The organism is Zunongwangia atlantica 22II14-10F7, assembly GCF_002094855.1.
Taxonomy (GTDB): domain Bacteria; phylum Bacteroidota; class Bacteroidia; order Flavobacteriales; family Flavobacteriaceae; genus Zunongwangia; species Zunongwangia atlantica.
Map to the genome: position 1 here is coordinate 118,295 of NZ_ARYN01000006.1, position 13,325 is coordinate 131,619.

Annotated in this window: 8 protein-coding genes; 3 read left to right on the forward strand and 5 right to left on the reverse strand. The window is 36.1% G+C overall.

Annotated elements, in window-relative coordinates; genetic code table 11:
• Nucleotides 1-14: 14 nt before the first annotated feature.
• The gene (aspS, locus tag IIF7_RS07790) at nucleotides 15-1,766 is read right to left on the reverse strand and encodes an aspartate--tRNA ligase (RefSeq protein WP_084841124.1); all 1,752 of its coding nucleotides are present in this window, start codon (nucleotides 1,764-1,766) and stop codon (nucleotides 15-17) included.
• Nucleotides 1,767-1,995: 229 nt separating this feature from the next.
• Between aspS and IIF7_RS07795 the strand changes: the two genes are divergently transcribed.
• On the forward strand, nucleotides 1,996-2,364 hold the full coding sequence (locus IIF7_RS07795) for a toxin-antitoxin system YwqK family antitoxin (protein ID WP_084841125.1): 369 nt from the start codon (nucleotides 1,996-1,998) through the stop codon (nucleotides 2,362-2,364).
• A gap of 140 nt (nucleotides 2,365-2,504) precedes the next feature.
• On the opposite strand, the gene IIF7_RS07800 is transcribed toward IIF7_RS07795, so the two are convergent.
• Genes IIF7_RS07800 through IIF7_RS07815 form a run of 4 tightly spaced genes read right to left on the reverse strand, consistent with a single transcriptional unit; the run spans nucleotide 2,505 to nucleotide 9,133 of the window.
• Entirely contained in the window at nucleotides 2,505-5,975 is a 3,471-nt protein-coding gene (locus IIF7_RS07800) for an efflux RND transporter permease subunit (RefSeq protein WP_084841126.1), read from the reverse strand.
• A 3-nt stretch (nucleotides 5,976-5,978) separates the two neighbouring features.
• Nucleotides 5,979-7,175: an efflux RND transporter periplasmic adaptor subunit gene (locus IIF7_RS07805; RefSeq protein WP_245801578.1), complete on the reverse strand. Its 1,197-nt coding sequence runs from the start codon at nucleotides 7,173-7,175 to the stop codon at nucleotides 5,979-5,981.
• Entirely contained in the window at nucleotides 7,159-8,538 is a 1,380-nt protein-coding gene (locus IIF7_RS07810) for a TolC family protein (RefSeq protein ID WP_084841127.1), read from the reverse strand. Before IIF7_RS07810 ends, IIF7_RS07805 begins: the two co-directional genes overlap by 17 nt.
• Entirely contained in the window at nucleotides 8,519-9,133 is a 615-nt protein-coding gene (locus IIF7_RS07815) for a TetR/AcrR family transcriptional regulator (RefSeq protein WP_245801579.1), read from the reverse strand. The genes IIF7_RS07810 and IIF7_RS07815 overlap by 20 nt, the downstream gene beginning before the upstream one ends.
• 136 nt (nucleotides 9,134-9,269) lie before the next feature.
• Between IIF7_RS07815 and IIF7_RS07820 the strand changes: the two genes are divergently transcribed.
• Both IIF7_RS07820 and IIF7_RS07825 read left to right on the forward strand, forming a co-directional pair.
• Complete coding sequence (locus tag IIF7_RS07820; protein WP_084841243.1) at nucleotides 9,270-10,244, forward strand: polyprenyl synthetase family protein; 975 nt, start codon at nucleotides 9,270-9,272, stop codon at nucleotides 10,242-10,244.
• Nucleotides 10,245-10,542: 298 nt separating this feature from the next.
• Nucleotides 10,543-13,314, forward strand: coding sequence for a 2-oxoglutarate dehydrogenase E1 component (locus tag IIF7_RS07825; RefSeq protein ID WP_084841129.1), 2,772 nt, complete (start codon nucleotides 10,543-10,545; stop codon nucleotides 13,312-13,314).
• Nucleotides 13,315-13,325: the final 11 nt, after the last annotated feature.

Sequence of the window (13,325 nt, forward strand, 5' to 3'; positions counted from 1 at the left end):
AGGATTTTCGTTTTTTATTCAATATTCAATTTTAAGCTTAATTCTTTTAGTTGCTCTTCATCTAATTTAGAAGGAGCATCGATCATTACATCGCGGCCAGCGTTGTTCTTAGGGAATGCAATAAAATCTCGAATAGTCTCTTGCCCGCCAAGAATTGCTGTTAATCTGTCGAATCCAAATGCGATACCGCCATGTGGTGGTGCACCGTACTGGAATGCATTCATTAAAAATCCAAATTGTTCTTTTGCTTCCTCTTCAGTAAACCCTAAATGAGAGAACATTTTAGATTGTGTTTCTTTATCGTGAATTCTTATAGAACCTCCACCAATTTCATTTCCATTTAATACAAGATCGTAAGCATTAGCTCTTACTTTTCCTGGATCTGTAGCTAAAAGAGGAATGTCTTCAACTTTAGGAGAAGTAAACGGGTGGTGCATTGCATGGTAACGTTCGGTTTCCTCGTCCCATTCTAATAGCGGGAAATCGATCACCCAAAGTGGCGCAAACTCATCAGATTTTCTAAGCCCAAGCTCATTACCAAGATGCATACGTAATGCACTTAACTGAGACCTTGTTTTGTTGGTATCACCAGCCATTACTAAAATTAGATCTCCAGGATTTGCACCAGTTACCTGTGCCCATTCTTTAAGATCTTCTTCAGTATAGAATTTATCTACTGAAGATTTTAAGCTACCGTCTTCGTTGTATTTAGCCCAAACAAGTCCGTTTGCTCCAATTTGTGGGCGCTTCACCCAGTTTATTAAAGCGTCGATTTGTTTTCTGGTATAAGATGCAGCACCAGGAACGGCAATACCTACAACTAATTCTTGTTGGTCGAAAACATTAAAGCCTTTGTTTTTTGCAATAGCATCTAACTCGGCAAACTCCATCCCAAAACGAATATCTGGTTTGTCGTTGCCGTATTTGCGCATTGCTTCATCGTACGTCATTCTTGGGAATGTATCAACGTCTACATCGTTAATTTCCTTTAAAAGGTGACTTGTTAAACCTTCAAATATATTTAGAATATCTTCCTGTTCTACAAAAGCCATCTCACAGTCGATTTGTGTAAATTCTGGCTGGCGATCTGCTCTTAGGTCTTCGTCTCTAAAACATTTTACGATTTGAAAATACTTATCCATACCACCAACCATAAGCAACTGCTTAAATGTTTGTGGTGATTGCGGTAGTGCATAGAATTGCCCCTCGTTCATTCTACTTGGTACTACGAAATCTCTGGCACCTTCTGGAGTAGATTTAATAAGGTAAGGTGTTTCGACTTCAATAAATCCCTGATTAGATAAATAATTTCTAACCTGCATCCCAACTTTATGTCTAAAAACCAGTTTATTCTTAACTGGATTTCTTCGAATATCAAGATAACGGTACTTCATTCGTAAATCTTCACCACCATCTGTCTCATCCTCTATAGTGAAAGGCGGAGTTAAAGAAGTATTTAAAATGGCAAGTTCTTTTACCAAAACTTCAATTTCACCTGTGGCGATATTAGGGTTTTTAGACTCCCTTTCTATAACTTCACCTTTTACCTGAATTACAAACTCACGGCCTAAGGTTGCAGCTTTCTTCATTAAGTCTTCTGAAGATCTTTCTTCATCAAAAATAAGCTGAGTAATCCCATAGCGATCGCGAAGATCTACCCAGATCATAAAACCTTTATTTCTAATTTTTTGCACCCATCCTGAAAGCGTTACCTCGTTCCCAATTTTGGAAGAATTAAGCTCACCGCAAGTATGACTTCTGTACATAGTTGTTTTCGTAAAATTTTAGTGGGGCAAAAGTAATAAGTAAATGTGGTTTGAGTAAATAAACAGCCTAAAATTAATCACTATGTAAACACAATGTTATGAAATGATAATATTTAAATTGCTGTAAATAAGTTATTTATGTATTTAATGTTAATTTAATGTTACGTAATTATTGTTTTAATGTAAACTTTGTGTTATATTTGTTAGCACAAGATTAATAGATAGCAAAATGAAGACGATAAAAAATACAATGTTGGCTGCACTGATGATGATAGGAGGAGCAGCTATCGCGCAAAAAGGAGTTAAAAAACCTGTATTCGAAAAACAGGGAGATTTAATAAAAGGCACATATTATTATGAAGACGGAAGTATTAGGCAGGAAGGTACGTACAAGAATGGAGAGCTCCATGGAAAATGGGTTTCTTACAACGAGAACGGTGAAAAGACAGCGTCCGCAGAATATAACAATGGTGAGAAAACTGGTAGATGGCTTTTTTGGGAAGGTGATAAGATTAAGCAGGTAGAGTATAAATCTAACCAAATCGTATCTGTAGATAATATTTCATCTAAATCTTCGTTAGCAGTTAACGAAGAGTAGAGATTGATTTTAGTTTAAAGAAAAAAGCCCTGATTTTTTTTAATCAGGGCTTTTTTATTGGCACCGCCAAAGGCTATAATACCTCGAGGTAGTTTACTCGATATAAAAAATGTCCCAGTATTGCTGGGACATTTTTCTACTTAGTTATTTGCTAATTTTCGTTGTTTTCTTTCTAATTTTTTATTTCGGGTTTTCACCTTTGCACGGTTTACCAAGTAAAACATTACCGGTACAACAACCAATGTTAAGAAGGTGGCGAAAACCAGTCCAAAAATTACTGTCCATGCTAGAGGTCCCCAAAAAATAACATTGTCTCCACCAATATAAATCCCGGGATCATAATCTATCATTAATCCGAAGAAATCTATATTTAAGCCTATCGCTAATGGAATTAACCCAAGTACTGTAGTAATCGCAGTTAATAATACCGGGCGCAATCTTGATCGTCCTCCTCTAACAATACAATCAAAATATTGTTCTCTGGTAAGAAGGTCGTCTTCCTCTAGGCCAAGGTCGTTTTTCTTACGGTCTATTAAAATTTGCGTGTAATCGATAAGCACAATCGCATTATTCACAACGATACCGGCAAGAGATATAATCCCCATCATCGTCATAATAATCACAAAGTCCATTTGGAAAAGAATTAATCCAAAGAAAACACCAACCAAACTTAAAACTACTGCGCTCACTATTATTAGTGGTTTTGAGATCGAATTAAATTGGGCTACTAAAATCAACAATATCCCTCCAATAGCAATTAATAAAGCTTTTAATAAGAAAGCCATGTTATCTGCCTGTTCTTCCTGCTCACCAGTAAAAGCGAAATTCATGTCATCTGGTAATTCGTAATTCTGAAGTTCGGTTTTTAATTGCTGAACAATTTCATTGGCATTATAATCACCCAAAACATTCGAGTAAACAGTAATTACACGTTTTAAATCTTTTCTTTTAATCGAGCTGAAAGATGAAGCAACTTCAGTGTTTACTAATGCTGAAATTGGCACCTGAACTAACTGCCCATTATTTTGATCTCTAAAAGTAATTGGCTGATTAAACAATGCATTTTCATCGTATCTAAACTTTTCGTTGAAGCGAACATTAACTTCATAATCATCATCACCGTCTTTGTATGTAGATACTTCCTCGCCGTAAATTGCTCTACGTAGTGTTTGCCCCACAGCAACAGTAGAAACTCCTAGCTGTCCTGCTTTTCTTCGATCTACGGTAACTTCAAGTTCAGATTTAGATTTGTTTACGTCGATTTTTAATTCTTCAATCCCTTCAATACTAAGCTCCTGAATGTAAGAGCGCATATTTTCGGCTTCAGCTAACATTTCTTCGTAGTCTTCGCCTCTAATTTCAATATTAATAGGATATCCAGAAGGTGGTCCTGCTGCATCTTTTTCAACAATGATCGATGCTCCAGGAAAACCATGAACTGAAGCTCGAATTTCTTCCATTACCTCACTACTTTTCACACCTCTACGTTCGTTAAACTCGCGCATCGATAAAGTGATCTTACCTTTGTGTGGCATTTCGTTTTGCTGGCCACCATCGGTTTGTGGATTTCCTGCCCCTTCACCAACCTGAGATACGGCCGATTCTACCATGTAATTATAGCCACCATCATTATATTTCTCTATGGCATCGTAGATTCTTTTTTCAACCTCTTTTGTTAACTGATTCGTTTTTGCGATATCTGTCCCTTCAGGATATTCAATATAGGTGATAATTTGCTGAGGTTCGTTTTCAGGGAAAAACAATACATTAGGTTGTACCGCGCCAATAAGCATAAACGAAAGGATAAGCATAATCACTGTTCCGAAGAAAAATGCATAGGCTCTTTTTCCGCTTAATGCATATTTAAGAGTGCTTTCGTAGCTATTTTCTAGTTTTTTAAGTGCGGTAAACTGGAAGTATGAGATGGCTTTGGTAAGCACATATTTGTAAACCCATAAGAGGATTACCAGTAAAATAAGGATATTTCCTATTCCTCTTAATGCACCAGCATCTAGTAAGAACCCTGCTAATAATATTATAATCCCTAAGGCTGCAAATATTACCGATAAAATTACCAGTCTTTTTCTGGTGATTTCTTCTTCCTCGGTTTTCATAAATTCTGAAGTTAGCATCGAGTTAATGATCAATGCCACAAATAATGAAGAGCCTAATACAATAGAAAGTGTAATAGGAAAGATCATCATAAACTTACCAATGGTTCCTGGCCATAGCCCTAATGGGAAAAATGCTGCCAGCGTAGTTGCTGTAGATGCTATAATTGGCCATGCAATTTCTCCAAGTCCCTGTTTGGCGGCTTGTTTTCGTGACATTCCTTCGTCCATTAATGTATAGACGTTTTCTACCACTACAATACCGTTGTCTACCAACATTCCCAGTCCCATTACCAGTGCAAAAAGAACCATAGTGTTTAGGGTAAAACCAAGACTGGAAAGAATAATATAAGATAAGAACATCGAAAGCGGGATGGCTAAACCAACAAAAAGAGCATTTCTAAAACCTAAGAAAAACATTAGTACTAAAACCACCAATATTACCCCAAAGATGATATTATTTACAAGATCGTCAACTTGCGTTTGCGTTTTTGTAGATTGGTCGTTAGAGTAAGAGATATGAAGGTTTTCTGGTAAATAATCTTCCTGCTCTGCAGCGATAATTTTTTTAATATCCTCTACCGCTTCGATCATGTTTTTACCACCACGCTTTTTGATATCTAACATCACCACAGGTTCACCGTATTCTCGTGCAAAAGTGGTTGCGTCTTTTTCTTTGAAATTGATCTTAGCAATGTCCTTTAGAAAAATGTTTCCGCCTTCGCGCTTTACAATTACATTTTCTAATTCTTTAGGATCTTGGATTTCTCCAACGATTCTAATATTTTTTTCGACACCGCTGGTAATTACATTTCCGGCAGAAATGGTTTTGTTTTCCATACTTACCGCATTAACAATATTGTCAAAACTTACCTGTGAAGCAGACATTTTGTAAATATCCACGGCAATTTCAACTTCCATTTCTTCAGCTCCACGAATGCTAGCCTCTTTAATCTGGGGAAGTAATTCTATTTTTTCCTGAAGATATTCAGCATAGGTTTTTAATTGCTGAACAGGGTAATCACCTGTTAAATTGATATTCAGGATAGGTTGTTCTTCTGAAATGTTCAGGTCGAAAACATTTGGCTCTACCTTTGCGCCGTTATCTAAAGTTGGCCAGGTAGTTTCAGCTTTTACCAAATCTACTTTGTCTTTTACTTTAGTTTTGGCATTATCTACACTAACGTCTTCTTCAAATTCTACAATGACGATCGAGTAATCCTGAAGTGTTGTTGAGGTAATTTCCTTAACGCCGGCAATATCATTAAATTCCTCTTCTAAGGGTTCTGTAATAAATTTCTCTACATCTTCAGCCGAGTTTCCTGGGTTTACTGAACTGATATAGATTTTGGTCTCTATAATTTCAGGAAAAGCCTCACGTGGCATTCCGTAGTAAGAAAGCAAACCACCAAGCATGATGATCGCAATAATAACGTAAACCGTCATTTTATTATCGATCGCCCAGGAGGAGAGCTTAAATTCTTTATCTAGATTGTTCATTTTTTACTTTTTGCTAATTTTTACTTCCTGTCCGTCTCTTAAACTCTTGCTTCCTTCAACGATAAGAGTAGCTCCTGCTTCTAAACCTTCGGTTACTTCAATTCTATTGCCGTACACATAACCGGTTTCAATCACAGTTTTTCTCGCAACCCCAGTGCTGTCTGTTTTATTTTCTAAAGTGTACACAAGACTTTCTCCCATTGCATTTTTCTGAATAGTACTTTCAGGAATGCTAATAGCGCCTTCTGCTGTGTAATCATTCAACATGATTGTTGCGATTTGGTTAGGACGTATTAATTGATCTGGATTAGGAATAGCGATTTTTACTCTAAAAGTCCTGTTGTTGGCGTTAATGTTGTTTCCAACTTCTGTAACTTCACCTTCGTATTCCTTATTAATAGAGCTGATCATAACCTTCACTAAAGTTCCTTTTTTAATCTTTGGAAGATAATTTTCTGGAACCGCAGCTTCAACATACATATTGCTTAGGTTGATAATTCTAAAAAGCTGACTCTGTCCCGGGCTTACTACTTCTCCCTGGTTGCTAATCACATCATCTATTACTCCGCTAAAAGGAGCGGTAACTGTAGTTTTTGCAAGCTGTGATTTTAATTGTTCAGCAGCTTTTTGAGAAGCTTCGAAATTAGTTTTAGCTTCTAAAAATTGAATCTCAGATCCTATATTCTGGTCCCAAAGTCTTTTTTGGCGCTCGTAAGTTGTTTTGGCTAAAGTAGCTTGTGCTTCGGCCTGTGCTACCTGGCTGGATAATCCGCCATCATCGATTTTAGCTAAAATTTGACCCTTTTTTACACGATCCCCTTCATTTACATATACATTTTGTAAAATGCCAGAGTATTCTGGGTAAATGATAATATTCTCGTCTGTAGCAACATCCCCTTGTACTTCAGCAAAATGTTGAAATGTGCTATCTTTTAAAGTTTGCACAGTTACAAGATTAAGACTTTTGTTCTTGTCTAATTTGCCAATGGCTTCATCCAGTCTGTTAATGTCTGAAGTTAAAGCACTTTGCTCTTTGCTAAGTTCAGATTTTCTGGCTCTTATTTCGGTAAGATTCCCTTCTTCGATAAGATCTTCTATAGATTTTTTATTCTCATTTCCGCAGGCGGCTAATAAGAGAGAAACACTAAAAATTGCTGCTAATTTTTTCATATGGCGGGAATAATTATTCTTTATCTTCATATTTGGTTGTGTCTAATAAATTCTCTAGCTCAACTTTTGTGGTGATTACATTAAGCATAGATTGCAGGTAATCCTGCTGTGCGGTATATAATTGCCTTTGGGCTTCACTAAGTTCGAAGCTGCTGGCAACGCCTTCCTCAAACTTGGTTTTGTTTTTATTTTCGATACGTTCTGCTAGAGCCAGGTTCTTTTTCTGAACGTTATAATTGTCCAGGCTATATTCGTACTCTGTTTTAGCTGAATTTATCTGTTGTTTTACTTCGTTTTTGGTGTAATCTAAATCGGCAAGAGCCTGTTCTAATGCGATTTTCTTTTGCTGAGTTCTTGCAGATCGCATTCCGCTACTAAAAATTGGGATATTTAAGCTAATTCCTAATATCGATTGATCGAAGTATTCTTGATTGTCATTTAAGAAAGTGAATTCCTGGCTAAATCCCTGGTAACCATAGTTCACATATCCGGTAAGTGAAGGCAAAGCTTTGGCTTTCTCTAATTTAACTTCAATTTCTGCAGATTCTGCCGTGTTTTTGGCAATTCTGAAGTCGATATTCTCTTCTACAGCAATGTTTTTTTGCAAGATCGAAAGGTCAAAATATTGCATAGCTAGTTCTTCTAATTCTTCGGTAAGCGTAATATTTGTTTCTACCGGAAGTCCTAAAGTGATATTTAGCATCTCGTAAGCAATATCTGCCATGCGCTCACTTCTGTTCAGATTATTTTTTAAGGTAAGGAGGGTGATCTCTAATTGCTCTACATCTTCTTCTTCAGCAAGACCATTTTCAAAAGTAAGCCTGGTCTCATCGAAGGTTTTTTGTACGCTTTCTACGTTTTTCTTCAAGATGGCTACATTTTCTTCAGCTAAAAGAACATTTCCGTAGGCATTAATAATTCCTTTTTTTACTTCCTGATCTGTTTTTGTTTTTGCATTCTCTGTGATTTGAAGCAATGTTTTTGCAGATTGAATTCCTACCAGATAAGAACCATCAAAAATGATTTGATTCCAGGTGGCAGTTGCATTCATACTTTGCTGCGTACCAAAAGTTACGGGGATAAAAGTACCAGGTTCACCGCCGGTAATTTCAGCAGGTAAAAGTTGTACAGGCTGTTTTATGTAATTTTGGTAATCTACAGCGCCGCTTATTTGTGGTAAACCTTGTGCGATAATTTCCCATTTTTGCTTTAAAGAGATCGCTATATCCCGTTGCGCATTTGCTGCTTCAACATTGTGATCTAACCCATATCGAATTGCTTCTTCCAGGGAAAAAGAAAAAGATTTGGGGATTTCTGTAGTTTCCTGTGCATATGATGAAAGGCCAATAAAGCCAATAAGCATAAGAAAACTTTTAATTGGTAGGTGTTTCATTGTTGTTTATTAGATCTTCTAAAATTTCTAATCCTTGTTTAGTTGCAATTCCTCTTATATGATATTCGATGTATAATTGAAACAAATCTCCTTTACTGTATTCTTCAGCAGGAAAAATGCTGGTGTCTCTTATAGTATTTGTGCCTTCGTGATAAAGTTTAGAAATAAACTTCACGTCGATTTCTTTACGGAATAGTCCTTCATCTATTCCTCTTGTTACATTTTCTTCTATGCTACACGCAACAAGATCTGATTTGGTGCGGGTTACATTTGCAAAAATTTTTGGGTAATACTTTTCTAACTGAAATTGAGGAGAGGTTTTCTCGTCCTTCAAAAAAATGCTTATCTGTTTTTTTACTTCAAATAATTCTTCAATAGCATTAAGGTCTTTTTTCTTTATTTCAGCAATACTTTTTTGAATCGTCTCTAGGATATTAAAAGCAACATCCTGCACCAAAAGTGTTTTTGTAGAATAATTAGCGTAAATGGTTTTTTTAGAGATGCCTAGTTTTTCTGCAATATCATCCATAGTAACGCTTTTAAAGCCATACTCTAAAAACATCTCGGTCGCCATATTTAAAATCGTCTCTTTCAATCTTCAAAATTTTGGGCAAATGTATATCACGGAAACTTTTAAAACAAATAAAGTTTCCATAGTTTACGTTTATTTAATAATCGCATTAAATTTGAAATTATTGCAATTATGGTATTTTAGCAGAAAAATTATTTTAATGCTGGCTATTACAGAGTATCGGGAGGTTTTTTTAAAATATCTTGAAGAGAAAATAACGATTAAGGAACCTGCTAATCTTTACGAACCAATGGTTTATATTCTTGGTTTGGGAGGAAAGCGTTTACGGCCAGTACTGGTTTTAATGGCTACAGAAATCTTTGAAAAAGATTACAAAGAAGCTTTAGATGCATCTTTAGCGATAGAAATTTTTCATAATTTTTCCTTAGTTCATGACGATATTATGGACGATGCTCCTTTGCGTAGAGGTAAAGAAACCGTTCATGAAAAATGGGATATCAATACCGGGATTCTTTCTGGAGATGCGATGCTTATTAATGCTTACCAGCTTTTTGAAAATTACGAAGGAAATACATTTAAAGAATTAGCACAGCTTTTTACCAAAACCGCCATGGAGGTTTGTGAAGGGCAGCAATACGATATAGATTTTGAAACCCGGGACGATGTAAGCATCGATGATTATCTAAAAATGATTGAATACAAAACAGCTGTGCTGGTTGGTGCTTCATTGCAAATGGGCGCGATTGTAGCTGGAGTAGATGAAGACTGTAAAAAAGCCATCTACCAATTTGGTAGACTATTGGGAATAGCTTTTCAACTTCAGGACGATTATTTAGATGCTTTTGGAGATCCAAAAACTTTTGGTAAACAAGTTGGAGGCGATATTATAGAAAATAAGAAGACATTTTTATATCTAAAATCACTACAGGCTTCTTCAGAGGATGAAGCAAAACAACTGGAATATCTTTATTCTATTAATCCTGAAGATAATTCTGGTAAAATAGAAACTGTAAAATCTATTTTTCAGAAAAGCGGAGCCGCAAAATCTACAAAAGAAGAGATTGAAAAATATACAAAAATGGCTTTTGATGTTTTAGATGAGATCTCGATTAGCGAAGAAAAGAAAAAGCCTTTACGCGATTTTGGAAATCTGTTAATGAATCGTACAGTTTAATTTAGAGGTAAATTTTGATTTTCAGGTTTTTAGATAATTTTAAAGTTGGAAAGCGCTTAAGTTAAATCGATCTTATATTATCTAATATTAGTGAAATTTTAATCTCTTTCTAATTTACTTTCCAATATAAATTATCATATTCGTAAGAGATAGCGTGATTTGGTGCGCATGTTGCCTTGTCGCTATGTTAAATTTCTTTTAATGTATAAAATAAAACTATTGAATGCTGCAAGCAGTTTTTTCTAAAAATTGTACTTTTGCTGTGTTTTACACTTTATAGAAACATTAGTTTCCACTTATGGACAGATTTTCATTTCTAAATGCCGCGCATACTGCATATTTTGCCGAATTATACGATCAATACTTACAATACCCAGATAGCGTAGAGCCCAGTTGGAGGGCTTTTTTTCAGGGATTTGATTTCGGGATGGAGCAAAACGGCGTTTCTTCTGAAGTTTTGGGAGAAGCTCCGGTAACGTTTGAGGAAGGCGAAATGCCAGAGCATGTTTACAAAGAATTCCAGGTTATTAGATTAATCGACGGATATCGTACTCGCGGGCACTTATTCACTAAAACAAACCCTGTTAGGGAAAGAAGACATTACGAGCCAACTCTCGATATCGAGAATTTCGGCTTAAGTAAGGACGATTTAGACACTACTTTTGGTGCCGGTGATATTTTAGGGCTTGGGCCCAAAAAATTGAAGGATATTATTCAGCATTTAGAAAATATATACTGCGATTCTATTGGGGTAGAGTATATGTTTATTAGAAAACCTGAAGAAATCGATTGGATTCAGAAAAAACTGAATGTTAACGAAAACCATCCTGAATTTGATGCCGATAGAAAAAAACAGATTCTAAGAAAGCTTAACGAAGCCGTTTCTTTTGAAGGGTTTTTACATAGAAAATATGTAGGCCAGAAGCGATTTTCTTTAGAAGGAGGGGAAACTTTAATCCCTGCTTTGGATGCTTTAATAGAAGGAGCTGCAGAAAAAGGTGTTAAAGATTTCGTGATGGGAATGGCGCACCGTGGTCGTTTAAATACACTAACCAATATTTTTGGCAAATCTGCTAAAGATATTTTTAGCGAATTTGATGGTAAAGATTACGAGCAGGATATTTTTGATGGTGATGTAAAATATCACCTGGGCTGGACGTCTTGCCGTCACACTAGTAGCGGTAAAGAAATTAATATAAATATCGCACCAAACCCATCTCACTTAGAGACTGTTGGTCCTGTTGTAGAAGGTATAGCCAGAGCAAAAAGAGATCGCAGATATAGCGGAGATCCATCTAAGGTTTTACCAATTCTTGTGCATGGTGATGCTGCTGTTGCTGGGCAGGGCGTTGTATACGAAGTTGTACAAATGGCCAAGTTGGATGGTTACGAAAATGCAGGTACAATTCATATTGTAGTGAACAACCAGATTGGATTTACTACAAATTATCTTGATGCAAGATCGTCTACTTATTGTACAGATGTTGCAAAAGTAACATTATCTCCTGTACTTCATGTGAATGCAGATGATGCAGAGGCTGTTGTACATGCTGTGCTTTTTGCTTTAGATTTTAGAATGGAATTTAAGCGAGATGTATTTATCGACCTTTTAGGATATAGAAAATACGGGCATAACGAAGGTGACGAGCCAAGATTTACGCAGCCAAAACTTTATAAAGCAATTGCGAAGCATAAAAATGCCAGAGATATTTATGCTGAAAAATTGATAAAAGCTGGTGTAATCGAAGAATCTTATATTGAAAAACTAGAGGACGATTACAAGAAAAAACTTGAAGAGGATTTAGAGGATTCTAGAAAAGAAGATACTACCAGAATCACTCCTTTCATGGAAGATGAGTGGGGTGGTTACGAAAATGTTCAGGAAGATCGCATGATGGAAGATGTGGATACAACTGTGAGCATGGACGAACTGGATAAGGTAGCGAAAGCAATTTCTAAATTACCAGAAGATAAAAAGTTCTTACGTAAGATCGAGAAGATTATCAATTTACGCGAGCAAATGTACTTTGAAGATAATAAGCTGGATTGGTCTATGGGAGAACATTTGGCTTATGGAACTTTAATGTCTGAAGGTTATAATATTAGAATTAGTGGGCAGGATAGTGAGCGTGGTACATTCTCACACCGTCATGCTGTTTTAAAAGTAGAAGAAAGTGAAGAAGAAATAATTCTTCATAACAATATAGAAGGTAGAGAAGGAGATTTCTTTGTTTACAACTCACCTTTATCTGAATATGGTGTGGTAGGTTTTGATTATGGTTATGCTATGGCAAGTCCAAACACCTTAACGATATGGGAAGCGCAGTTTGGAGATTTTGTAAATGGTGCACAAATCATGATCGATCAATACATCTCTGCCGCAGAAGATAAATGGAAATTACAAAACGGTCTTGTAATGTTCCTTCCACATGGATACGAAGGGCAGGGAGCAGAGCACTCTTCAGCAAGAATGGAGCGTTTTCTTCAGCTTTGCGCTAAAGACAATATGTTTGTTGCAGATGTTACAACTCCTGCCAACATGTTCCATTTGCTAAGAAGACAAATGAAATTTGGTTTCCGTAAACCACTTATTATCTTTACTCCTAAGAGTTTATTGAGACATGCAAAAGTGATTTCTACTAAAGAAGATTTAGCTGAAGGATCATTCCAAATGATTATAGATGATGCTGAAGCAAATGTAGATAAAGTGAAAACTTTAGCATTTTGTACGGGTAAATTCTATTACGATCTTTTAGAATACAAAGAAGAGAATAATCGTGATGATGTTGCTTTAGTAAGAGTAGAGCAATTGTTCCCTCTTCCGGTAGAAAAAATGAAAGAGGTAATAAGTAAATATAAAAATGCAGATGATATTGTGTGGACGCAAGAAGAGCCTAGAAATATGGGAGCTTACGGCCATATGCTAATGCATTTTGATGAAGCTAAACAATTTAGATGTTGTAGTCGAAAATTCTATGGATCTCCGGCAGCTGGTAGTTCTGTTCGCTTTAAGAAAAGACATCAGCGTGTTATCGATAGCGTTTTTGATAAATCATTAACTGAAGAATAATTAAATTTGAA

Excerpts from the sequence above, each read along its gene's own strand:
- aspS (WP_084841124.1), bottom strand. The coding sequence starts at position 1,766 with ATGTACAGAAGTCATACTTGCGGTGAGCTTAATTCTTCCAAAATTGGG.
- IIF7_RS07820 (WP_084841243.1), top strand. The coding sequence starts at position 9,270 with ATGCTGGCTATTACAGAGTATCGGGAGGTTTTTTTAAAATATCTTGAA.
- IIF7_RS07810 (WP_084841127.1), bottom strand. The coding sequence starts at position 8,538 with ATGAAACACCTACCAATTAAAAGTTTTCTTATGCTTATTGGCTTTATT.
- IIF7_RS07795 (WP_084841125.1), top strand. The coding sequence starts at position 1,996 with ATGAAGACGATAAAAAATACAATGTTGGCTGCACTGATGATGATAGGA.
- IIF7_RS07825 (WP_084841129.1), top strand. The coding sequence starts at position 10,543 with ATGGACAGATTTTCATTTCTAAATGCCGCGCATACTGCATATTTTGCC.
- IIF7_RS07805 (WP_245801578.1), bottom strand. The coding sequence starts at position 7,175 with ATGAAGATAAAGAATAATTATTCCCGCCATATGAAAAAATTAGCAGCA.
- IIF7_RS07800 (WP_084841126.1), bottom strand. The coding sequence starts at position 5,975 with ATGAACAATCTAGATAAAGAATTTAAGCTCTCCTCCTGGGCGATCGAT.